Origin of the sequence: Cellvibrio sp. UBA7671 (assembly GCA_002483145.1) — a bacterium.
Classification (GTDB): domain Bacteria; phylum Pseudomonadota; class Gammaproteobacteria; order Pseudomonadales; family Cellvibrionaceae; genus Cellvibrio; species Cellvibrio fibrivorans.
In genome coordinates this window covers 11,203-33,989 of record DLHJ01000006.1, presented here as the reverse complement: position 1 = coordinate 33,989, position 22,787 = coordinate 11,203, and the positions used below count along the sequence as shown (strand labels likewise).

Here is a 22,787-nt window from a genome sequence, read left to right as displayed (position 1 = left end):
TGCTTGGAGTCATACTAGAGGAAGAAAATTGAATTGAACCTGAACGTTACAGAGTGTTACAAATGAAGGTTATTTACTGTGCGGAACGCGTACATTAAGAGCAGAAAAAATTTACGCGAGGCAATCGCATGCAAACCAACGTTCATCTTCCAAACGCAATGCAGTGAGCGAACCACCCCATACGCAGCCGGTATCGAGTGCGTAAACATTTTCTACATCCGTACGGCCTTCGAGGGCAGCCCAGTGGCCAAACAGGATTCGTTGATCCCAGGTTTTGCGTTCGGCAAATGAAAACCAGGGCGCAAAGCCAATAGGCGCTGCATCGACACTTTCTTTCGTTTGCAATTCCAATTCACCGTCGGCGCTGCAAAAACGCATGCGCGTAAAGTAATTGGTGATTAAACGCAAACGGTCGACACCGGCGAGATTATCATTCCAGCGATTGGGTAAATTACCGTACATACCAGCGAGAAAGATTTCGACCTTATCGGTTTGCAACACATTTTCCACTTCGCGCGCATGCGCCAGGGCTTCAGATAAATCCCACTGGGGCGGGATGCCAGCATGTACCATAGTGAAATTCAAGAGCGGGTCATGATGCACTAATTTTTGCTGGCGCAACCAATAAACCAGATCGGCGCAATCGGGCGCGCGTAATAGTTCATCCAGCGTATCGTTTTTACCGCGTTTGCGCTGGCCGTAATACACGGCAATAAAATGCAGATCGTGATTACCCAATACGATGGTAATGGAATCGCGCAGCCGATATAAAAAGCGCAGTGTCTCTAGCGTATCCGGCCCACGATTAATTAAATCACCTGCAAGCCAAAGCTTATCTTTGGATGGATTGAATTTGATTTCCTGTAACAGGCATTGCAGCGGTTCAAGACAGCCTTGGATATCCCCAATTGCATAGGTTGCCATATCAATACCTGCTAACTTTTTTATCGAAAATGTTTGGAGAGAAACTAATGTACCGCGTGCGGCGGCACTAAAGCAAAAGTGGGGATAGGTGCATCAAACATAGCGCCTTCGTCAGTGCGCATATGGTAAGTGCCCTCCATTATTCCTGTTTCAGTCTCAAGAATTACACCACTGGTATAAGTGTAACTTTCACCCGGTTTGAGATGCGGCTGCTCGCCAACCACCCCCATGCCTTGCACTTCCTGTAATTTTTCATTGGCGTCGGTAATGCGCCAATGACGACTGATTAATTGTGCAGGCACATCACTTTTGTTCGCGATAGTGATGGTGTAGGTGTACACATAGCGGTGTTCGAGTGGGATGGATTGCGCTTCGACATAATTGGTGCGCACCAGGACCTGGATGTTCGACATGTTAATCAACCTCTTTCAATGGTTGGCCATTCAATGAAAGTTCGCCCAGCAAATTACTCATTGCGACATACTCAGGCAAACTGATTTCTTCCGGGCGCAATTGTAAATTCACCGGCAGGCTTTCCATTTGCTCGGCGGTCAGCAATTGTTTGAGTGAATTGCGCAGGGTTTTGCGCCGCTGCTGGAACGCCACATTTACCAGCGTCTCTAAACTTTTTATATTATTGGCGACATGTGGCAATTGTGCATGCGGAGTCAGACGCACAATGGCTGAATCGACTTTGGGAGCAGGATCAAATGATGTCGGCGGTACATCAAACAAATCTTCTACGGCGCAATAATATTGCACCATAATACCCAAGCGGCCATAAGCGCTATCGCCCGGTTGCGCCGCCATACGTTTGACCACTTCTTTCTGCAACATAAAATGCATGTCTTGCACGCGGTTCGCATAGGTAAGCAGATGAAAAATCAGCGGCGTAGATATGTTGTAAGGCAAGTTGCCGACGATACGTAGCGGTTGGCCATTTTTTATTAATTGTGCAAAATCAAATTGCAGCGCATCGGCCTGGAATAATTGGAAGTTGGGATGCTGCTCAAATTTCACTTTCAACCAGGGCACCAGATCGCGATCCAATTCAATCACGCTTAAATTTTCACAGCTGTCAGCGAGCAATTGCGTAATTGCACCTTTGCCAGGCCCAATCTCGACAATCAGATCGTCTTTTTTCGGGTGAACAGAGCGCGCTATGTCGCGAATGATGCCGTGATCAATCAAAAAGTTTTGGCCAAAACGTTTTCGCGCTTTGTGCTGGGATTCGTCATTAAGAAATTTTTTCATGCACATGTTCCAATAATTAGCGCGCGTGTTTTGCTTGCACCATCGCAAGGGCATAACTTAATGCGGTGCGTAAACTGCCCAAATCGGCTTTGCCAGTCGCCGCCAAATCCAATGCGGTACCGTGGTCTACCGAGGTGCGGATAATTGGCAAGCCGAGGGTAATATTCACCGCTTGGCCGAAACCTTTGTATTTTAATACCGGCAAACCCTGGTCGTGATACATCGCAAGTACCGCGTCAGCGTGATCCAGATATTTTGGTGTAAACAGTGTATCTGCTGGCAGTGGGCCGATTAAATTCATGCCGCGCGCGCGCAATTGTTTAAGTACCGGTTCGATGACTTCAATTTCTTCTCGCCCGAGATGCCCGCCTTCGCCAGCGTGGGGATTTAATCCGCACACCAAAATGCGCGGCTGTGCAATGCCAAATTGCACTTGCATATCGCGGTGCAAAATTTCCGTCACCTGTGTGAGTTCATCTTCCGTAATAGCAGCCGCGACATCTTTCAGCGGCAAATGGGTAGTCGCGAGTGCCACTCGCAAACCTTCCGTGGCAAGCATCATCACTACTTTTTCGGTATGGGTTTTTTCAGCAAGATATTCGGTATGGCCACTAAAAGCGATACCCGCATCATTGATAATACTTTTTTGCACTGGCCCGGTAACCAGCGCGGCAAAATGCCCGGCAACGCAGCCTTCGATAGCCGCATCCAGGGTGCGCAAAATGTAGGACGCGTTGTGCACATTAAGTTTGCCAGGCACGGCAGGTTCAGCGAGTGTAACGGGCAGTATTGCCAACTCACCCGCCGCACTCGGACGCGGCGCATCCTGCAGGTTAACTTCGCGCAACGTCAGGCTGAGCCCAAGTTGCTGTGCACGTGTTTGCAGTAAGTGCGGATCAGCAATGGCGACAATTTCATGTTGCTGCGCCTGTTGTGCGAGCGCAATAATAAGATCCGGGCCTATACCTGCCGGTTCGCCGGGGGTAAGTGCAATTCGATAACAGGGAACCATAATCATCTGAGCCTGAAAAAGTCACGATAAAAACACAGGATTCAAAATGCACAACGGCTAAAAACAAATTGCACATTTTTTCGTGCAATCTATTTTTAGCCGCCGGTAAAAAAGAGCGCTGGCTTAGAGTTTAATTTCGACGTAAGCCTCTTCGCGGATTTGTGTCAGCCAGAGTTGGAATTCTTCCTCAAAGCGACGTGAACGCAATACGTTGGCGGCTTGGTTGCGCTTCATTTTATCGCTCATATCTTCTTTGCGACGCTCGATCACTTGCAAAATATGCCAGCCAAATTGACTTTTGAATGGGCGGGTGATGCCACCTATGGAAGTATTGCCCATCGCCTCTTCAAATTCCGGTACAAACATGCCCGGTGTAGACCAACCCAAATCACCGCCGCTCAACATAGAGCCGGTATCTTCTGAATGCTCGCGGGCCAGCTTGCCAAAATCTTCACCTTTTTCGATCCGCGCTTTTAAATCCAACAGTTTCTGGCGCGCTTGGGCATCGTCCATAATTTCCGAGGTCTTTACCAATATGTGGCGCGCATGGGTCTGCTCAACCAATTGCTCGCCGCCGCCGCGCTGTTCAATATTTTTAAGGATATGGAAACCGGCACCGCTGCGGAAAGGTTTGGAGACTTGCCCTACCGCTAAATTCGCCATTTGATTGCCAAACAGCTCCGGCAATTGCGCGAGTTTACGCCAGCCGATATCGCCACCTTGCAGGGCGGCTTGGTCGTTGGAGTAGCTGATCGCCATCTGCGAAAAATCGCTGCCACTTTGCAGTTTTTGATAAATATCGTTAGCTTGCTTTTCAGCAGCGGCAATCGCGTCAGCATCAGCGCTACTGGAGACTGCAATTAAAATATGGCCGATATGAAAATCCGGTGAGGTGGCAAATTTGCCGTCGCTTGAAGCGAGGAAATTGTTAATGTCCTGATCGGTCACTTTGATGCGGCTATTCACAACACCTTGTTGCAAATGGCTGATGGTCAATTCGTTGCGCATTTGTTTGCGCAGACCATCGAGATTTAACCCCTGGGTTTTTAGATCAGCTTCAAGCTGCGCCAAGGTGATTTGATTTTTTTGCAGCACACGGCCAATCGCCTGGTCGATTTCCGCCTCATCCACTTTAATTTCGTAACGCTCGGCCAAGCCCAGTTCGATACGTTCAATAATCAATTGTTCGAGGATTTGTTTATTGAGCACATCCTCCGGCGGCAGCTGTTGGTATTGGCCTTTCAAGCGCTCCAGGATAGATGCTTTGCGATCATCCAACTCACTTTGCAGTACCACATCTTTATCGACAATCGCCACCACGCGATCCAGTGATACCGCATTGCTTTGGGCCAGGCCGAGCTGGCTGGTCGCCAGAAGCAAACCGCCCAGCAATAGCGTCCAGCCCATATGCAATGAATGTGGCTTGTTTTGGTTCTTACTCATAATTCAATCACTGTTTTATTGTAGAGATGCTTCACGCTCGCCGTAGCCAAACATAGCTTTGTCGAGCAGGTTACTAATACGTTGACTCAAGCTGCCGAAGCCGCGCAATTGCACTTCGATAAACACACCGCGGTCATAATCGTCGCTGCTGAGGTTTTCCATAAAGTCGGGACTAAAATCGAAATCCACCCACTGCCGCGCTAGCACGCGGATGCGGTAGCAGCAATCGGTGTATTCGAGCCCGGCAAAGGTGTCGAGTTCCGCATTGTACGTAAAATCGTAGTTGGCGCGGGCAATTACTGACCATTGACTGGAAACTGGCCAGAGTGTGGTGACATCTATCTGGTTCAGGGTTTCACCGATGTTCGGTGTGGTTTCCAGTGGGCTGAGCGATACCGGATCGCGGCTGTAGCGATAGCCAAGGTTCAGGATCCGGTACTGCTCATCCATATAATTCAAGCTGGTGCTGACGGTGTTCACCTGCTCTTGTTGGTGATCATAAAGTACATCGCTGCTGATGCGCAGGTGATCGCCAATCAGAGTACTTGCCTGCCCTGCCACTGCCGAGCTGGTACGGGTATTGGCATAGGCGTCATCGTCATTGAGGATGCTGACTTCACGGTCTTCAAAATAGGTGATCTGACCAATACTCAGGCGCAAGCGCTCAACGCCGGTGTCGGATTCCACGAAGCGGCTGGTAAGGCCCAATGCGAGATGATTGGTGTCATCGATACGGTCGCCACCAGAGAAGCGCGAGTCACGAAACAACTGCTCGTAGGTGAAGATCAGATCCGATGTGTCAAAGTTGACATAGCTGGCATCAGAGGTGAGAGCGTAGAGCGAATCCTGATTTTCGTAATCGCGGTAGAGATAAAACGCGCGCGGCTCCAGAGTCTGGGTAAAGGCATCACCAAATAAGGCTTTGTCGCGCTCAAAATACAGCCCCATATCAAGCGAGCCTTGCGGGGCAGTGAATTGTTGGCTGCTTTCCGCATCAGTGCGCAGGTTAGTGGCTTCTAATTCATAGCCAAGGGTTTTCAAACCCACGCCCGGTTTTACATAACCAGCGGTGTATTCTTTATCCCAACTCAGTTTGTAATTGGTGCGCAAACGCTCGCCAACAATAAGGTTGGCCTCATCGCCCTCAAAGTAGCGGTTCATACCAAAGTGAGTATATTCATTATCCAGCTCGACCAGCCAGTCATTCACCCGGTATTGACCATCGGCATGCAGACGCGGCAATTCGCGATAAGGTAATTGCGTGCTGGTCAACAAACGAAACTCTTCCGCTTTGGCGCCCAGTTGCCAATGCTCGCTGTTGTAACCAGCGGCTGCGCGCTGGCGGATGTAAGCCTGGCGATTTAAATCCACGGCACTGCCGTCTACATCGCGGATGTAGTCGGTATCACTGACATCGGTGTAATCAATTTCAGTTGACCAAGGCTGGTTGCGCCCGCCGGTTTGCACCAGGTTGTACTGCCAGCGATCTTTGCCGAGATACTGTGGGTTGATCTCATCGTCGTCGCGGCCGGTATCTCCGCTGCGATCGTTATTCAGCGCGCTGCCGCTCAACTCACTATCAAACAATTCGGATTTGTGGCGCAGCTCAGTCGCGAGCATATAACCGTGTTCGGCGAGGTAGCGCGGCGTAATAGTGGCATCGTAATTAGGGGCGATATTCCAATAAAAGGGCGCAGAAAATTCGCCGATACCATCGCTCTCATCAAAGCCGATCGAGGGAAACAAAAAGCCTGTCAGACGGTCTGGCCCTACCGGAAAACGAAAATAAGGCGCATAGACAACTGGCACATCTTTGATATGCAAGCGCATATGTTTAGCCGTGCCGTAATGTTTATCGTTGTGCAGGGTGATATTCGAGCCTTTGATCAGCCAGGTATTATCGCCCGGCTCGCAGCTGGTAAATGTACCCTGATCAAGGCTGATAACAGCATCGCCAAATTTTTCCAAACTCTCCGCGCGACCGCGCACACGGGTTTCATAGAGCACAAAACGGGCGTTATCCAAACGGGCGTTGCCGGTGTTGGTATCGACATAAGCTTTGTCAGCACGCAACAATACTCCCGGCTCGCGCACCTGGATGTCACCATCCAGCTCCGCTTCTCGCGTAGTTTTATCAAAGGTGAAGGTATCCGCGCGGAACGAGCGGCGCCCTTGGGTCAGGCGCACATCGTCGCGCATGATGAATTTGGTTTGCTTTTCGGATTCCGAGTAATCGGCGGTACCAAAGATATTGGCTTTTTCCGGATCCATCTCCGACTCAACATCGTCGCGCGGCGGCGCCACATAGGCACCACAACAGGCGGTGGGCACCTGCGCTTTCTGCTCCGGGGTAAGCTCTTCCATGGGCACCCAATCCAATTCGCGCAGCTGCTCGTTGGGGTCTTTTTTAGGCGCCGATGCAGTGTCATCAGCCCAGGTTAAAGGCACAGACAATAGCAAAATCCCCGCGCACTGGGCTGCAACACACAGGGCTAGGCGGGAGCGAAGGAATTTATTGCGCAGATTCTGTTTGGAATGATTCTGGGTTGGAGCCATTAACCGCGGTCTCAAATAGGCGCGCCATACATATGCCGCCGAAAAATTGAGGCGATTCTACTGTAAACCGTCTGTACTGGGAATGAATTGGGGGAAATCACCTGACTGGGGTAGAATCCGACCACTGAGGCACCCACACCCAACGCCCAACTAATAATTGACATAACGCCGGATCCCGCATGACCACCAATCACACCAGAGACAGCCCCAGCGCGCCAATCGATACCCGAAAGTTAGCCCTCACCAACTGGGTCACACAGCAAACATCTTTCGCGGAACACCCGATAGAACTGTTTAGCCTGGGCAGTGATGCGGGGTTTCGCCGCTACTTCCGCTATCAAACCCCATCGCAATGGCTGGCAGTCGATGCACCGCCCGCCAGCGAAGACACCCACCAGTTTCTCGCTATCGCCCGCCTTATCGAGCAACAAGGCGTGCGCAGCCCGCGTATTGCCACCGCGGATGCAAACCAGGGCTTTTTGCTGGTAGAAGATATGGGCGACCGCTTGTTCTTCCGCGCAGTGAACACCGGTAACGTCGATGACCTCTATCAAATGGCGCTCAGCACCCTGCTGCAGCTTCAGCACATTCAGGATGATGCCGCACTAATCCCGCGTTACGACCGCGCACTTTTGCACCGCGAGCTGGAAATTTTCAGCGAATGGTTTGCCGGTAAACTGCTCGGTCATCCACTCGCTACTGCAGAGAAAAAATTGCTCGATGAATTATTTATCCGGCTGGAGGACAATGCACTCGCGCAACCGCAAACGTTTGTGCATCGCGACTACCATTCGCGCAATCTTTTATTGCTGGATGATAACGCGCTTGGTGTAATTGATTTCCAAGGCGCGCTTTGGGGCGGCGTGACTTACGATCTGGTCTCGCTGTTGCGCGACTGCTATCTGCACTGGCCAGCGGAAAAGGTAACAGGCTGGGCTTTGGATTATCGTCAACAGGCAATCAGCGCAAACATTATTCCGGATGTCAGTGAAACGGAATTCCTGCGCTGGTTTAACTGGCTCGGCTTACAGCGCCATATAAAAGTGCTCGGTATTTTTGCACGTTTAAATCTGCGCGATGGCAAAACCGGCTACCTGAATGATTTGCCGCTAGTGATTCGCTATACACTGGAAGTCGCCGAACAATATCTGGAACTAAAAGCCTTTGTGACTTGGTTTAAACAGACTTTATTACCACTCGCGCAACAACAATCCTGGTATCGGGACTATCAATCAGCAGGCGACCAATGAAAGCCATGATCCTCGCTGCCGGGCTCGGCAATCGCATGCGCCCACTCACCTATCACACCCCCAAACCGCTGCTGTGTGCGGGTGGCAAACCGCTGATTGAATACCATTTGGAAAACCTGCAGCGCGCGGGTATTCGCGAAGTCATTATCAACCTCGCCTATCTAGGCGAAAAAATTCGCTCGCACTTGGGTGATGGCCAACAATTTGGATTAAAGATCAGCTATTCCACCGAGCCCGAGCCACTGGAAACCGGCGGCGCTATTTTGCATGCGTTGGATTTACTCGGTGAAGAACCTTTTTTATTGATTAATGGCGATGTCTGGTGCGATCTGGAGTTTGCACAATTTATCCACCAGCCTATTGCTGAAAATATATTGTCGCAAAACCAGCTGGGGCATTTGCTGCTGGTACCTAATCCGGAATTTCATCCGCAGGGTGATTTTGCACTTGCCAGTAGCGGGCTATTACTTAATGATCCCGAAAAACCTGATGGCCCCAAAAAAATAGCCCAACAGCGATTCACTTTTGGTGGTATCAGTTTGCTCAAACCGGAATTAATCGCCGCCTACCCGGATAAACGCCAAAAATTCCCCTTGGTAGAAGTGTTACGCCGCGCAATAAGCAACGAGCAAATCACAGGACAAGTTCATCGCGGACACTGGAGTGATGTTGGAACCCCGGTGCGATTACACCTACTGGAAGATTATCTGTCAGCCAAATTAATCAACACCGAACATAAATAATCAATCTCTACCACCACAACACAAAAAGGACGCATCATGTTAAAAGCCGATTTCAGTTCACCCAACCCAATCAGCTTGGGCAAAATTATTCCCGCGATTGTTATACTTTTTCTTATCACCGTGCTTTATGGCAGCTGGTACACCGTTGACCAGGGCGAGCGCGGCGTACATTTGCGCAACGGCAAAATCATCGGCACTGCAGCACCGGGTTTGGGCTTTAAAATTCCCCTTATCGATTCAGTGGTAAAAATATCCACCCAAACACACACGGCAAGCTATCAAGAATTACAGGCCTACAGCCGCGACCAACAACCGGCCACCATCCGCGCCTCAGTCACCTTCAGTGTCCCTGCAGATAGAGTGGAAGAAGTGTATGAAAACTTCAAAAGTATCGATTCAATGATCGCGCGCCTTGTAGATCGCCAAGTGCCGACACAAGTGGAAAATATTTTCGGTAAATACACCGCCATCTCGGTGGTGCAAGAGCGGGTTAAATTCGGTATCGATGTCACCGATGCCATCACCAAATCTATTAACGGCCCTATAGTGATCAATTCGGTGCAGATTGAAAATATCGATTTCAGCGCGGCCTATGAAAAATCGGTTGAAGACCGTATGCGCGCAGAGGTGGAGGTACAGACGCAAAAACAAAACTTGGAAAAAGAGCGTGTGAGTGCGCAAATTGCAGTGACCAAAGCACAGGCCGAGGCAGATTCACAACTTGCACGCTCCAAAGCCGAGGCGGAAAGCATTCGGATAAAAGGTGATGCGGAAGCCTCTGCAATTAAAAGCCGCGCGGAAGCATTGGCGCAAAACCAAAATTTGATCGAATTGACCAAGGCAGAAAAATGGGACGGACAGTTACCAAAAACCATGCTGCCCAACGGCACCTTGCCATTTTTTAATGCCAACAAATAGAAACTCTTGCGAAAGATACAACAAGGGCGCCCTTATCGGCGCCCTCTTTATATTCGATGTTGATCTGCTTCAAGAAGAACTAATTCATCGCCAACAATTGCATTGCGCCCAGCTCATTGACATGTAAGACCAATTGAATATCGTTGTTTGATGTATCCACCACCTTACCATTGAGCAGCAATTCCGTTTTAATCGGATATACCCCCTGCGGCAAACCTTCAGGCAAGGTAAATGAAAATTCATTTTGGTAGCGCCCACCTTTTTTAGTTTTTTCATTGACCGGTTTGGTGAAGTTTTTTAACTCTTTGGTGTTGTCTTCATTGTCATAAATAACAATGCTTTCTTCGATCAATGCTGTTTTTTGTTTAGTGCCCGGCACTACCACTATATCGGATTGGATAATCACCTCTTTGCCAGGCTCAACCACGTTGCCGGGAAGGGTTTTGGTGGTGTATTCAGTCGCGGTAGGTTCGGTCGGCAAGTTATTATTTTGGGCTTTATATTCCTCGGCAACTTGCTCTTCTTTAGCAATGCGCTCGGAGCGATGCTTGATAATCATTTTAGTGAGTACTGTCACCGCAACAGCAACCGCCGCCACACGCGCAACCGCTTTAAGATGCTCGCGATTTTTACAACCCTGGTCACCACTTTTACATTTATGCGAGCGGTCAATATTGTCTTTCAGATCGCCCAAACTAAATGCCTGCGCCGGATTAACCAAGACACAAAACAACATAAAGATTATCGCTTTGGTTTTCATAATTGCCGCACCTTGACCTATTGATTATTGAATACTTATTTAATGGTAAACCCTGTTTCTTTTAGCTTGCGCTGGGTTTCCTGTGCGCGGCTTTTTAAACTTGTCGCCAGTTGGTAGCCCGCATCCAATTCCAGCACCGATTCTGCTTTGGCGATAGCGCAGGAATAATTTTTCTTAGCCATGCAGTTTTCGGCATCGACCATCAAGCGGCTGACTTTTCCGGCTAACGCACCTTCCTGCTCCTTGGCCGAAGCGATTTTTTGCTTCAGTGCGATGGCTTCGGCATGTGCTGGGTCCAACGCCAAAATGCGGTCAACTGAATTAACTGTACACGTATAATCCCTGGCGGTGAAACAACTGTTAGCCCGCGCCAAGGCATCATCTATCTCCGCCTGCTTTTGTGTCGCCGATTGCGCCTGCTGCGCGCGCGCCACACTTAACGCCTCATGAAAACTGACCACTTGCGAATTGTGCACACCGACTGCCTCGGCTTTTTGCAAATACACAGCCGCACACTCCAAATCCTGTTGTAGTAAACACCGCTGCGCCTCACCAATCAGTTCGCCGATTTTATCGTCTTGAAGACGCTGCTCTTGCGCTTGCTGGGCGGCCAACAATAACTGGCGCGCCACAGAATTATCGGGGGCAAGATTGGTCGCCACCAAACTCTGTTCAATTGCGCAGGCAAAATCCTGAGTTGCAAAACAGCTTTGCGCTTGTGTTATTTTTTCGGCGATGGTTGCCTGCACTTTTTGCTGCGCCTGATGCTGGCTAAAGCCAAACCAGGCCGCACCTGCAAGCGACACCAACGCCATCCCCACTGCGGCAGTCAACATCAAGGGGTTGCGACGGGGAAATAACTCATCGACAAATTGCGTAATGCTCGCAGTGCGCTCAGCTTTGGTGAGCGCGAGCGCATGACTCAAGGCTTTCCACTCACGCGCGCTGAGTTTATCCAAACGTTTAGGTACCAGTTTTTGCTGGTATGCCTCTAGTGCGGAACGATTATTGTAAGGATGGCGCCCAGCCAACATCTCATAAATCACACAGGCGAGCGCGTAGACATCATCGCTAAAGCCGAGTGGCTCATCTTTTACCATTTCGATAGTGGCATAGGCCGGCGTCAGCGCGCCCAATTGCCCAGCATCAAACTTGTGTTTTTGCGCCTCCTTCGAGGCTGCGCGGGCGATGCCAAAATCCAACACCTTGGCGCTACCGTCGGTGTTCACAAACACGTTGCCGGGTTTGAAATCCGCATGAATTAATTGGCGCTGGTGTGCATAAGCCAGGGCGGCACAAAGGTCTTTAGCTATTTGCCACACTTGTTCTTTGGGCAAGCCCTTACTGCGCTGCGCTTTAATGAGTTGATCCAGCGGCTGCCCTTCGAGCAGCTCCATGGTCATGAACAGCGTGTCGCCTTCGCGATCAAAATCGTGCACCGTAACTATATTTGGATGTGCGAGCGTCTGGGATTTAGCCGTTTCCTGCTGCAGCGTTACAAACGCGTCGGGGTGATCTTTGAAATCTTGGTTGAGGATCTTGGTGGCGATATACGGATTGGGGTCTTCTGCTTCGACTTTGCGCAAATCTTTGGTCTTGTAGACGGTCCCCATACCGCCGTGCCCCAGCACATCTTCTAACAGGAAACGCTTTTTCAGCAGCCTGCCTTTACCACTTTGGGATTGCTTAACCAGTTCGCGGGCTTGCGCAAACCCGGTCGAGTGATTGTGTGGAGCACTATATTGGGTGAATTGAGTGGCGTAAGCTGTATCGGCGACCGGCAACGAGGGTTCCGGGCGCCCCAGTGCAACGCGTGTTTCCCCCTCTTCAACCGAGGCCCTGAGGCTGGTCTTATTCGATTCTTCGTTGTCGGCCACGCAAAAATCCCCTGAGCTTTTGGCGTATTTATAACCACGAATACTAACACGGCCGCGGGTTTTACGGCATGTTGCTCCAAGCGGTAACACCGACGAATAAACAAGCGGGACAAAGTAGGCCTGCGCCCCGCCAAGTACCAACTCCAGTAAAAGATCGCAGTTTCTTCGGTTGACAAACGAATCGAACACGGCATAATGTCGCGTCCTTGAATCCCGACCCCTTTTCGACAGTTTTGTCCAGAATTTATCTATAGGAGCACTAAGGTGGCAAACTCACCCCAAGCCAAAAAACGCGCGCGTCAAAATGAAAAAGCTCGCAAGCACAACGCAAGCATGCGCTCTATGGGGCGTACTTACCTCAAGAAAGTGCTTGCCGCTATCCAAACTGGTGACAAGGCAGCAGCCCAAGCCGCTTATGTTTCAGCTGTTTCAGTGATCGATCGTATCGCTGACAAGGGCCTGATCCATAAGAACAAGGCAGCTCGTCACAAGAGCCGCTTGAACGCCAAGCTCAAGGCATTGGCAGCAGCCTAATTGCCTACTTGGTTTCAAGCGTGAAAAAGCCGGCTCAAGCCGGTTTTTTTATGCCCGCAATTTGGTCAAAGTGCTGCCTTAGGCACCACAAAGCATAACTTTAGCTCTATACACTGTCACAAAAACAGATTATCTTCGGCAGCAACTTTTGCCCGGAACCCTTTTCCGGCATTACAAAAAGAGAGCTGGGGTTGGGCGATATCACCAGCGAGCAACCACAACCAAGACGCGGCTGTTTGCAGTTAACGCCTCACCCCGAAGTGCACATACTAATAATGGAGATACTCTATGCTGCCGCGTGATCATTATCTGAAACAGACTTTTCAAGACACTGTTAACTTTCCTGATGGTTTTGAAAAAGGTGGGCTCTCGGATATTCAGGCACGTCTGATACGCAAACAAGGGGTGCTAGTTAATGCTCTGACAATGGATGAAGTCTCGGATCCAACACCGGATGACTTACACATTCTCAAAGTGATTGCCAATCAAAGCGCCCCCAAAAGCCCCATTGAGCAGGCCTGGACTAAATATCTCTCCATAGTTAAAGCGCGCCAAGCATCAGCACCAGCTAAATCCAGCAAAACCAAGGCAAAACCAAAACCAGCCGAACCCGCAGCGGCAGAACCTGCAGCTACCGATCCGGAAGCCAAACCCGCAAAGGCAAAAGCCGCCAAAAAAACCGCCAAAACAGAATAAATGCACACTCGCAAAACAAAAAAGCGCACTCGATTGTGCGCTTTTTAATTGTGCTGATTTTTTCGGGAGCAACACTGGCAATCTAGAGCGGAATCAATACCTGCACCGAATAGCTGCGCCCTGCTTGGATATTGTCAATACAGTTACCGCTGAGCAATTCACCTTCACAGCGAATTTCGGTCGCCGCAATATTTGCCCGCTCAATCGACACATGAAACTCAGCACCACGAAATTGCCTCACTGCTTTTGCGCCCGGCCAACTTGACGGCAATTGCGGAGCAATTTGCAGACCGCTTTCACTACCCTGCAAACCAAACACGCCTTCAACCAAACAGCGATACACCCAGGAAACGGTTCCAGTATTGAACAATTGCGATGAACGACCTGCAGTGCGCGGATACTGATGATAAGCGCCGCGATAATAATTGGGGATATACACCGGCAATTGCCCACGCTGCAAATAATCCGCTTCTGTTGGACCAGGAATCATTTGGCGCAGCAGCTTATAGGCGCGATCTTTTTCAGCAATGGTGAATAAACTGTAAATATAAAATATCGCCGCGTGATTGTAGACCGAACCGTTTTCCGCCGAACCGGGATGCTTTTGCGTAACACGGCCGACATCATCACGCATCGCGGTATAAGCAGGTGCAAGCATAGTAACGCCGTAAGGTGTTTCCAATTGAGCTTCTACTGCAGCGATCATTTTTTTGCGCTGCTCTGCATTTGCGGCACCACCCAAAATGGCCCAGCTTTGTGGATTTAAAAAGATGCGCCCCTCTTTATCTTTACTGATGCCAAACACTACATCATCGTCGGTAATACCGCGCCCGAACCATTCGCCATCCCACAAATATTTATTCACTGCAGCATTCACTTCTTGGGCGCCCGCAATAAACTCTTGTTGCAGATCAGGCAACGATTTTTTCGCGCAGACATCCGCCCACAAATTTAACGCGTACGCGGTTGCCACTGACAGCCAACCGGAAACGCCCTTACCTTTGTAACCCACCATATTCATTGGATCACACCAATCGCCCTGCGCAATAAAACTCAGGCCGCGATAATCGCGCGATTGCAACAGCCAGCGCATGGCATTGGAGATGCGTTCAAAAACAGACAGCGTTTTGCCATCGTGGCCCGCTACCATTTCCTGCAAGATCGCATAATCATTGGTTTCATCAAGATAGGTTTTTAAACACACCGGCAACCACACGCAGTGATCAGTATGCGGAATCTGGTTGATATATTTCAGCTCGGCACCTTCCGCCAACAAAATACCGTCCGGCATTGCGCCCGATTCTTCCTGTTGGCTTAACGCATGCAGAAATGCCGCGCGGGTAACATCAGGCTTGATAAACGTCATGCCCATATTATCTTGCAGATAATTGCGCGTTTGCGGATCAGTGGTTAAGCGATTGACATCACCGTGATAAAACACCTGGCGCGGCAGCCAATTGTTAACAAAATTATTTAGCTCAGCATCTGGAGTTTCGATTTGCAAACAGCCACTTCCAGTAGCGATATAAGCTGCGTAATCAGCTTGGGCTTTCGCAAAACCTGCCGCACTTAAATAGGTGTCACGCAGCTTTGTAATCTCCGCATCGTCAAACGCCGGGCCAAAAATAAAACGATAATCCTGCTGCGCCTGATCAGGCATTTCCAAGCGATACTGCAAAATTGCGGCAGGTGTTTCATAGCGCGCATCGCCACAGGCAAGCACATCAGCTTGCAATGCCATTGGATTATGCAAACCGCCCTCACCTTCAAAAGTCTCCTGTTTGGCCTCCCATGCAACCGGATTAACTTCATGCAGGAAAAATGTTTTGTCTTTAAAGTTTTTATTTTTAAAGTAATCGGCAACTTTTTGATAAGGAGTAACGCAAGCAGCAACAATACCGCCCAGATCAGCGCGATACTCGGCCGATTGATTCATCCAGGACATATAGCCAACAGGGAAATAGGGGTAAATACTTAGCTTGCGCACACGACCGGAATTATTAATCACACGCAATTGCCACAACTCCACCACATCTTTTACTGGCAGTGACAACATTAACTCGGCGCGCACACCATCGCACTCAATCGCCCATTGCAAATCGCTTTTGCCAACGGAAAAAGAATAATCGTCATAAGGCGCACGCACCGGCTCATAAGGCGCAGAAAAAATCTTACCCGTATCTTCATCTTTGATATAAAAAAAACGGCCCGGATGATGTGCGTAATATGGCTGCTCCGGCTGCATAAATGTTTTTGCTTCCAGATTTGGAGCATACGCATATTTGGCAGGTTCTGGCTGCATAAATTGTGCAACTGCATAACCGCGACAAGTTACCTGGATCATCATTTGCTGATTCCACAGGAACCCGGCAGCGCGCGGCATAGCTGTCGGAGTTAACAAATCATAGCGTTCGCCAGCCTGGCTGGGATTCAGTAAAGCGTTAGTCATGAAGGTGTCCTATCGAAAACAAATAATAAGAGGGCCAAAAACAAAAAGCGCCGCAGCGCGGCGCTTGATTAAAGCTGTAAAAATCAGGAGTGACGCGCTTCAAGATCCTGTTGGATCGATTCAACTTTTGCATCACTCAGGTTATAAAACACCAGCGACAATGCAGTGAGTAAAGCAAATAATCCGGGCACTAGTGTTTGCATATAGATGATGCTGTCGAGCGATGCGCCCGCCTGCATCTGGCCCGCCTGATAGCCCATCACCGCGAGCACAGAGAGCATTAATGCGGAACCAATTGCACTGCCAATTTTTTGCGAGAAGGTCGTTGCAGCGAAAGTCATACCGGTCGCACGGCGCCCATTTTTCCACTCGTTATAGTCAGCGACATCGGCATACATCGCCCAAGTAATTGGCGGTTTAAAGCCCAGCGCAATGCTGATCAAAATATTCAACGCAAACATCCAGATAATTTCTTTCGGTAATTCTGCGCTATCGCGCACACTGCCATCCGCCCCAGTACGTATCACACTGATGACCTGCCCTTTCGCATCAGCCAGATTCAAATTCGGTCCGGTTTCACCCAGAGGAACACGCTCTTTAATAATCCAGAAAATTTTGTCGTGACGCAGCCACTGATAGGTATCACCTTCGACATGTGACTGCCCAAGCAGCGTGCCCGCATCAAGTTGAATCTCATTTGATGCAACATCCAACACACCATTGGATTGCGGTTTGGGAACAAATGTAAATGCAATCGATAATATCGCCACCACACAGAGCAACGACATCATCAATTTGCGCTTATCAATGTATTTAGTGACTGTTGACGCGAACATTGCACCGACCATCAAGCCCGCCATTTGCAAACCTATGTAATTGCCAAGCAAATCCGGGCGCTCGACGAAATAGCGAAAATAATAAGCCGCTGAACTTCCGCGCAGTGTCATAGTGATCATGAATACCAGTGCCAACACAAAAAGCACCAACCATGGGCGACAGGTGAATAAATCTTTAAGATCATTCAGCGGATTGGTTTTTTCCTGGGTTATCGATGGCTGGATTCGCTCGCGTGTAGTCAAAAAAGTCACGACAAATAAACAGCTAGCGATTATTGAATAAACCACCATAGTCAATTGCCAACCGCGCGCACTGTAACGATCACCATCACCAAAATACTCCGCTAATTCCGGCGTGGCTGCTCCGACAAAAATACTACTGAAATAAGCAAAGAAGAAACGCGTACTATTGAGTTTGTTACGTTCCTGTGTGTTAGCTGTTAACACTGCCGAAAGCGAGTTGTAAGGCATATTCAATACGGTATAACAGAGCATCAGCAAACTGTAAGTTGCATAAGCCCAAATCAGCTTGCCCGTCTCATCCAAATCGGGCGTACTCATGGTTAAAATGCCTGCCCCCATCATCGGCAGTGCACCCCAAAGCAAATAGGGGCGAAATTTACCCCAGCGAGTATTGGTGCGGTCCGCAATACCCCCCATGATCGGGTCGGTAATCGCATCAATAATTTTGGTAACGGTAATCATGGTCGCCGCTGCCGCAGCGCCAATACCAAATACATCCGTATAAAAAAATACCAGATAAGATCCGATTATTGCCCAGTAGAAATTGAAACCGGCATCACCCAATCCGTAACCGATGCGTTCACGCGAGGAGAGCTTGGCCAAACGATCACTATTGCGACTAGTCAAAAGAAAACCCCGTTATAGATTTATTATGTAATTGCAAAAAGAAACTACAAACGACTGGTCGAAGCGCGTTTTTTAATTTCGTAACCCATATCGACTTTCTTCGATTCGATTGGCTTTTCATTGAGCACACGAATAATCATTTCCGATGCTTTTACACCCATCTCATAACGGCCAACGGACACGCTGGTCAATGAAGGGTTCACATATTCAGCCGCTTCAATATCGTTAAAGCCACAAATGGCCATATCCTGCGGGACACGAATATTCATCCGCTGCGCTTCAAACAATGCGCCGAGTGCCAGGTCGTCGTTCACGCAAAACACCGCATCGACAACACCGTTCGTTGACGCCATCAGGCTCTTAAATAATTCACCGCCCACACCTATGGATGAAGGTTCAGGCGTGGTGACGATGTAGTTTTTCTCAAACTTACCCACCTGCTCCAATGCCAATTTGTAACCCTGCATACGCTGTTGCACACGCGGGTCCATACGCGCGCCGATAAAACCAATGCGCTCGTACCCCTGCCCCAACAGATGCTTGACCACATCAAAACCGGCGCGACCATGGGCAAAACCGACATTCATATCGATAGGATCGGCAAGCAATTCCATGATCTGCACAATCGGGATACGCGCCTTGTGCAGGAAGTTCTGGCAGGCCTTTGTCTGATCGCCACCGGTAATGATCAATCCTTCGGGGGATTGGCTCAGCAGGGTGCGCACCATTTTTTCCTCTTCCAGCGGCGAGTAATGGGTGTCCACTAACAGCACCTTGTAGCCCGCCGCACCCATCACCTCATAAATACCGCGCAAGACCTCGGTAAACACGATGTTACTTAATGATGGAATGGCAACGCCTATCACCCGGGACTTGGATGAAGCCAGGGAACTGGCGTGCTGATTGGGTATATAACCGAGCGAATCAATGGCTTTTTGGACTTGAATCCGCAGGGATTCCGAGACTTTTTCCGGCTGGTTGATCACCCGCGATACAGTGATTGCACTAACACCCGATGCATCGGCGACATCAACCAGGGTAATTTTCTTATCTGAACTTCTTTTTTTTGCTGTTCTCATAGGCAATATCTGCACTTGGCTATTATTTTTTGCTAACATACCACAAGCGTAATGATTGCGCTATCATCAGCATGTATACTACCTTGCTGGTCATTAGGTGTACACGAGAAAACCTGCATATGCCGCACTTAACCGCCATCACCAATCCTGATGCCGATACCAACCTCATTATTGTGATGGGCGTTTCTGGTAGCGGTAAATCATCCTTGGCCAAAGCACTGGCTGATCACTATGGTTATGAGTATCTGGATGGCGATGATTTTCACAGCCAGGAAGCGCGCGACCGCATGGCAAAAGGCCTGCCGTTGACCGACACCATGCGCCTACCTTGGGTCATCCGCATGCGCGATTACTTCCGCAATGCTGCGCGCAATCATCAGCATTCGACCCTGGCCTTTTCCGGCCTTAAACGCGCCCACCGCGATGAACTGCGCAAAGCCGGGCTAAAAACGATTTTCCTATTCCTGCACAGCGATAAAGACACCATTCAAACCCGCGTCAACAAACGCGCCGGGCATTTTATGGCACCGAGTCTGGTCGATAGTCAATTCGAGAGCCTTGAAGACCCGCGCCATGAAGCAGATGTTTACACCATTGATGTGAACGCTCCTCTGGATCAAGTGCTGGCACTGGCGATTCACGTGGTTGACCGCGAGCTTCATCATCAGGCAGATGCACTGCTCGCCTGATAGATCAGGCTTGGCATTAGGCGCCACACCAGCGAGAATGTGAACTCTTGAGCCGGATCTTGATCCAATGATCAACATCACCCACGGAGAATCACAGATGCCATCTTCCAAAGTTATTCTTGTCTGTAGCCTATTAGCAGTTGCCGCAACCCTCTCCGCCTGCGCCGGGAAAACCCAATACCGCAGCGCCTGTGATCAAGAACTCGAAGCCGCCTGGAGCGAATTATCCATTTCAAAAGCAAAAGGCTTTGGTGGCACAGCCAGTTACGGAAAAGCACTGACTTTAATTACCTCGGCGGGCACCATGCAAACCGTAGAGAATTTTGACAACTGCTACAACCTAGCCAAAGACGCACGCTTTTATATCCGCGAATCACAGAAAGGCCAGTAATTTTTATGCTTGATATTCGTAGCGCCCGCACACAAGATTTGACGGGCATTCTCGAACTCTACCGCGAGCTTCGCCCTGCCGATCCAGACCTACCCCAATTACTCGCGCAACAACGTTTGCGCGAGCTGATTGAAAATCCATTAACACATTTAATTGTTGTTGATAACGGTGAACAGCTGGTTGGTACCTGCATGCTGGGCCTGATTCCGACACTAACCAATGGCGCGCGACCATTTGGCATGATCGAACATGTTGTCACCACCAATGCGGTGCGCGGAAAGGGAATAGGCAAACAGATGCTGCGCTTTGTTATTGATCTTGCGTGGCAACATGATTGTTATAAAGTGATGCTATTGTCGGGAATTCAGCGTATTGAAGCACATGGATTTTATGAGAACTTAGGGTTTCGCGGTGACGTTGAAAAAGGCTATGTCTTAAAACCCTCCTGGGATATCAAGCCCACATAAAAAAGCTCGCACATTTGACGAGCTTTTTTATTGATTACGCCATTTTATTTATTCAAGTTCCAATCACCCCTCCATCATTTTTTGTCACCAACACTGTAGTGGAACGTGGGCGGGTTTTTCCATCGCTGGCAGGATAACTAATCCCGGGATGCTGGATATTCAACCACAGACTTTTGCCATCCGGCGTTCCAGTCAACCCGGTGATTTCGCAGCCGCGCGGTCCCACTAAAAAACGTTTTACAGCGCGCGTTAAAGGATCAGCACAGAGCAGTTGATTGCACCCCATGGGCTGATACACATCTTCTGCATCATCAAAATCAGTTTCAATCCACAAGCGACCATCCGCATCAAACCAAAGCCCATCCGGACAGGAAAACATATCGCCGCGAATATTGCCCTGTTGATTTTCCGGTACAGAAGATTGCGCTGAATTACCCGCAAGCAAAAAAATCTCCCAGTTAAATTCTGTCGCCGCAGGATTAGAATTTTTTTCCACCCAGCGCAGGATTTGTCCGTGATGATTTTCTTTACGCGGATTTGCTGTATCGACTGGCTGATCCACTTTGATACCGCGTTCAACATTATTAGTGAGCGTGACATAAAGCTCGCGTGTATGCGGATCAACCGCGACCCACTCAGGGCGATCCATCGGTGTTGCACCGAGAATATCGGCAGCAGCACGGGCATTTATCACCACATCGGCCTGACTCATAAAACCATTGCGCGCCGTTAAACCTCGCTCACCCCACAACAACGGCAACCACTCACCGCGACCATCAGCGTGAAATAGCGCAACATACAAAATCCCTTCATCCAATAAATCGGATTTTGCTTTGGGATTGGTTTTATCAAAACGCTCTTGCGCAACAAATTTATAAATATATTCGCCGCGCGTATCGTCACCCGAATAAATTGCTACCTCACCCTCATCGCCAATTACCACCGTTGCGCATTCGCGTGCATAGCGGCCTAACGCGGTACGCTTTTGTGGCAGTGAATCCGGATTAAAAGGATCAAACTCCACCACCCAACCAAAACGATTAGGTTCATTCACAAAACCCTTAAAATATTGTTTGTCGGTGGGTGTTGCATCGAAACGCGGATCAACCGTCTCCCAATAATATTTACTGCTATTTAACCCGTTGGAAATACCATAGCGTTTATGGGATACGCGCTGCTGCCAATCGGCGGTATTGCGGTTCACAAAATAATTATTCCAGTTCTCTTCGCAAATTAAATAGGTGCCCCAAGGGGTTTTTCCCATAGAGCAATTATTTAAGGTGCCAAGCACGCGCGTACCGGTAGGGTCTTGCGCGGTTTTTAAATGTTCCGATCCAGCGGCCGGGCCAGTAATTCCCATTGGCGTATTAGCAGTCAACCGGCGATTGAACGAAGAATTTTTTACTCGCTGCCAAAGATTTTTCTGGTCGCGTTTAATTTCAATCACGCTTACACCGTGCGCCGCCTGCTCTTTTAATACCTCATGCTCTGGGCGACGGATAACACCCTGTGCGTCGCGCGTTTCTGTGGGACCATTAGGATGCAAGGTCGGATTAGTGTATTCATGGTTGATCACCAACAAGCCATGATCATTCGGTGCATCGGAAAAAGGAAAATAGGCCATGCCGTCGTGATTTTGCCCTGCCTGCAATTGCTGCTCCTGCCAGCTATTGCTCGCATCAGCCTTCCAGGGCACAGCGCCAGTCACCACTTCATCACCCCATGAAAAAAACGCGCGCGCAGTGTAGCCATCGGCGACCAGAACACGGTCAAAATCCTGCGCGTGCTGAAGAGGAACTGAGGTGAACCCAATTTTTGGCGATGTATTTTTTAATCCAACGAATGGCGATGCCTTTTCATTGGTTGCTGCACAGCCCGATAAATGTCCACCCAAAAATCCTCCCAGCGCCAAACCCAATCCACCTTTCAATAAATTGCGACGGCTGGCGATAACCTCTGACAACCAGGGATTGTTGGACGGATTTACCGGAATATCATCGATATCCACCACCGGCATTTCATTTTTATTACTCATTGGC

20 protein-coding genes are annotated in these 22,787 nt (G+C 49.3%); 8 read left to right on the top strand and 12 right to left on the bottom strand.

The window, feature by feature from the left end; all coding sequences use genetic code 11:
- Positions 1-111 precede the first annotated feature (111 nt).
- The 6 genes from B4E62_RS07675 to B4E62_RS07650 form a co-directional block, all read right to left on the bottom strand.
- Positions 112-924, bottom strand: coding sequence for a symmetrical bis(5'-nucleosyl)-tetraphosphatase (locus tag B4E62_RS07675; protein WP_310067127.1), 813 nt, complete (start codon positions 922-924; stop codon positions 112-114).
- 44 nt (positions 925-968) lie between these two features.
- Positions 969-1,337, bottom strand: a complete 369-nt coding sequence (gene apaG, locus B4E62_RS07670) for a Co2+/Mg2+ efflux protein ApaG (protein ID WP_310067130.1) — start codon at positions 1,335-1,337, stop codon at positions 969-971.
- A 1-nt stretch (position 1,338) separates the two neighbouring features.
- Complete coding sequence (rsmA, locus tag B4E62_RS07665) at positions 1,339-2,178, bottom strand: 16S rRNA (adenine(1518)-N(6)/adenine(1519)-N(6))-dimethyltransferase RsmA (RefSeq protein WP_310067133.1); 840 nt, start codon at positions 2,176-2,178, stop codon at positions 1,339-1,341.
- A gap of 16 nt (positions 2,179-2,194) precedes the next feature.
- Positions 2,195-3,196: a 4-hydroxythreonine-4-phosphate dehydrogenase PdxA gene (gene pdxA, locus B4E62_RS07660; protein WP_374725237.1), complete on the bottom strand. Its 1,002-nt coding sequence runs from the start codon at positions 3,194-3,196 to the stop codon at positions 2,195-2,197.
- 117 nt (positions 3,197-3,313) lie between these two features.
- Positions 3,314-4,633: a peptidylprolyl isomerase gene (locus tag B4E62_RS07655; protein ID WP_331351659.1), complete on the bottom strand. Its 1,320-nt coding sequence runs from the start codon at positions 4,631-4,633 to the stop codon at positions 3,314-3,316.
- A gap of 15 nt (positions 4,634-4,648) precedes the next feature.
- On the bottom strand, positions 4,649-7,081 hold the full coding sequence (locus B4E62_RS07650; protein WP_310069399.1) for an LPS-assembly protein LptD: 2,433 nt from the start codon (positions 7,079-7,081) through the stop codon (positions 4,649-4,651).
- Between the two features lie 287 nt (positions 7,082-7,368).
- On the opposite strand from B4E62_RS07650, the gene B4E62_RS07645 reads away from it, so the two are divergent.
- The 3 genes from B4E62_RS07645 to B4E62_RS07635 are packed head-to-tail and all read left to right on the top strand — an operon-like array spanning position 7,369 to position 10,100.
- The gene (locus tag B4E62_RS07645) at positions 7,369-8,439 is read left to right on the top strand and encodes an aminoglycoside phosphotransferase family protein (protein ID WP_331351658.1); all 1,071 of its coding nucleotides are present in this window, start codon (positions 7,369-7,371) and stop codon (positions 8,437-8,439) included.
- On the top strand, positions 8,436-9,182 hold the full coding sequence (gene murU / locus B4E62_RS07640) for an N-acetylmuramate alpha-1-phosphate uridylyltransferase MurU (protein WP_331351657.1): 747 nt from the start codon (positions 8,436-8,438) through the stop codon (positions 9,180-9,182). Before B4E62_RS07645 ends, murU begins: the two co-directional genes overlap by 4 nt.
- Before the next feature lie 36 nt (positions 9,183-9,218).
- Positions 9,219-10,100, top strand: coding sequence for an SPFH domain-containing protein (locus tag B4E62_RS07635; protein ID WP_331351656.1), 882 nt, complete (start codon positions 9,219-9,221; stop codon positions 10,098-10,100).
- A gap of 79 nt (positions 10,101-10,179) precedes the next feature.
- On the opposite strand, the gene B4E62_RS07630 is transcribed toward B4E62_RS07635, so the two are convergent.
- Both B4E62_RS07630 and B4E62_RS07625 read right to left on the bottom strand, forming a co-directional pair.
- Positions 10,180-10,860 (bottom strand): hypothetical protein, encoded by a 681-nt coding sequence (locus B4E62_RS07630; protein WP_310067147.1) that lies wholly within the window; start codon positions 10,858-10,860, stop codon positions 10,180-10,182.
- Positions 10,861-10,895: 35 nt separating this feature from the next.
- Positions 10,896-12,737, bottom strand: a complete 1,842-nt coding sequence (locus B4E62_RS07625; RefSeq protein ID WP_331351655.1) for a serine/threonine-protein kinase — start codon at positions 12,735-12,737, stop codon at positions 10,896-10,898.
- 264 nt (positions 12,738-13,001) lie between these two features.
- Between B4E62_RS07625 and rpsT the strand changes: the two genes are divergently transcribed.
- On the top strand, positions 13,002-13,271 hold the full coding sequence (gene rpsT / locus B4E62_RS07620; protein ID WP_310067153.1) for a 30S ribosomal protein S20: 270 nt from the start codon (positions 13,002-13,004) through the stop codon (positions 13,269-13,271).
- 288 nt (positions 13,272-13,559) lie between these two features.
- Complete coding sequence (gene maoP, locus B4E62_RS07615; protein ID WP_310067157.1) at positions 13,560-13,967, top strand: DUF413 domain-containing protein; 408 nt, start codon at positions 13,560-13,562, stop codon at positions 13,965-13,967.
- An 82-nt stretch (positions 13,968-14,049) separates the two neighbouring features.
- Here maoP and B4E62_RS07610 read toward each other — a convergent pair whose 3' ends face one another.
- The 3 genes from B4E62_RS07610 to B4E62_RS07600 form a co-directional block, all read right to left on the bottom strand.
- Entirely contained in the window at positions 14,050-16,416 is a 2,367-nt protein-coding gene (locus tag B4E62_RS07610; protein ID WP_331351654.1) for a GH36-type glycosyl hydrolase domain-containing protein, read from the bottom strand.
- Between the two features lie 83 nt (positions 16,417-16,499).
- Positions 16,500-18,122, bottom strand: a complete 1,623-nt coding sequence (locus B4E62_RS07605; protein ID WP_331351653.1) for an MFS transporter — start codon at positions 18,120-18,122, stop codon at positions 16,500-16,502.
- A gap of 44 nt (positions 18,123-18,166) precedes the next feature.
- The gene (locus tag B4E62_RS07600) at positions 18,167-19,201 is read right to left on the bottom strand and encodes a LacI family DNA-binding transcriptional regulator (protein WP_331351652.1); all 1,035 of its coding nucleotides are present in this window, start codon (positions 19,199-19,201) and stop codon (positions 18,167-18,169) included.
- Between the two features lie 119 nt (positions 19,202-19,320).
- On the opposite strand from B4E62_RS07600, the gene B4E62_RS07595 reads away from it, so the two are divergent.
- The 3 genes from B4E62_RS07595 (at position 19,321) to B4E62_RS07585 (ending at position 20,748) form a co-directional block, all read left to right on the top strand.
- Complete coding sequence (locus B4E62_RS07595; protein WP_310067165.1) at positions 19,321-19,890, top strand: gluconokinase; 570 nt, start codon at positions 19,321-19,323, stop codon at positions 19,888-19,890.
- Between the two features lie 97 nt (positions 19,891-19,987).
- Positions 19,988-20,281: a hypothetical protein gene (locus B4E62_RS07590; RefSeq protein ID WP_331351651.1), complete on the top strand. Its 294-nt coding sequence runs from the start codon at positions 19,988-19,990 to the stop codon at positions 20,279-20,281.
- 5 nt (positions 20,282-20,286) lie between these two features.
- Complete coding sequence (locus B4E62_RS07585) at positions 20,287-20,748, top strand: GNAT family N-acetyltransferase (protein ID WP_331351650.1); 462 nt, start codon at positions 20,287-20,289, stop codon at positions 20,746-20,748.
- Between the two features lie 52 nt (positions 20,749-20,800).
- On the opposite strand, the gene B4E62_RS07580 is transcribed toward B4E62_RS07585, so the two are convergent.
- Positions 20,801-22,783, bottom strand: a complete 1,983-nt coding sequence (locus B4E62_RS07580; RefSeq protein WP_331351649.1) for a PhoX family phosphatase — start codon at positions 22,781-22,783, stop codon at positions 20,801-20,803.
- Positions 22,784-22,787: the final 4 nt, after the last annotated feature.

What these genes read in the sequence shown, in the direction of transcription:
- rsmA (WP_310067133.1), bottom strand. Translation starts at nt 2,178, where the DNA reads ATGAAAAAATTTCTTAATGACGAATCCCAGCACAAAGCGCGAAAACGT.
- B4E62_RS07580 (WP_331351649.1), bottom strand. Translation starts at nt 22,783, where the DNA reads ATGAGTAATAAAAATGAAATGCCGGTGGTGGATATCGATGATATTCCG.
- apaG (WP_310067130.1), bottom strand. Translation starts at nt 1,337, where the DNA reads ATGTCGAACATCCAGGTCCTGGTGCGCACCAATTATGTCGAAGCGCAA.
- B4E62_RS07595 (WP_310067165.1), top strand. Translation starts at nt 19,321, where the DNA reads ATGCCGCACTTAACCGCCATCACCAATCCTGATGCCGATACCAACCTC.
- B4E62_RS07610 (WP_331351654.1), bottom strand. Translation starts at nt 16,416, where the DNA reads ATGACTAACGCTTTACTGAATCCCAGCCAGGCTGGCGAACGCTATGAT.
- B4E62_RS07645 (WP_331351658.1), top strand. Translation starts at nt 7,369, where the DNA reads ATGACCACCAATCACACCAGAGACAGCCCCAGCGCGCCAATCGATACC.
- B4E62_RS07585 (WP_331351650.1), top strand. Translation starts at nt 20,287, where the DNA reads ATGCTTGATATTCGTAGCGCCCGCACACAAGATTTGACGGGCATTCTC.
- B4E62_RS07590 (WP_331351651.1), top strand. Translation starts at nt 19,988, where the DNA reads ATGCCATCTTCCAAAGTTATTCTTGTCTGTAGCCTATTAGCAGTTGCC.
- pdxA (WP_374725237.1), bottom strand. Translation starts at nt 3,196, where the DNA reads ATGATTATGGTTCCCTGTTATCGAATTGCACTTACCCCCGGCGAACCG.
- maoP (WP_310067157.1), top strand. Translation starts at nt 13,560, where the DNA reads ATGCTGCCGCGTGATCATTATCTGAAACAGACTTTTCAAGACACTGTT.
- B4E62_RS07635 (WP_331351656.1), top strand. Translation starts at nt 9,219, where the DNA reads ATGTTAAAAGCCGATTTCAGTTCACCCAACCCAATCAGCTTGGGCAAA.
- B4E62_RS07630 (WP_310067147.1), bottom strand. Translation starts at nt 10,860, where the DNA reads ATGAAAACCAAAGCGATAATCTTTATGTTGTTTTGTGTCTTGGTTAAT.
- B4E62_RS07600 (WP_331351652.1), bottom strand. Translation starts at nt 19,201, where the DNA reads ATGAGAACAGCAAAAAAAAGAAGTTCAGATAAGAAAATTACCCTGGTT.
- murU (WP_331351657.1), top strand. Translation starts at nt 8,436, where the DNA reads ATGAAAGCCATGATCCTCGCTGCCGGGCTCGGCAATCGCATGCGCCCA.
- B4E62_RS07675 (WP_310067127.1), bottom strand. Translation starts at nt 924, where the DNA reads ATGGCAACCTATGCAATTGGGGATATCCAAGGCTGTCTTGAACCGCTG.
- B4E62_RS07655 (WP_331351659.1), bottom strand. Translation starts at nt 4,633, where the DNA reads ATGAGTAAGAACCAAAACAAGCCACATTCATTGCATATGGGCTGGACG.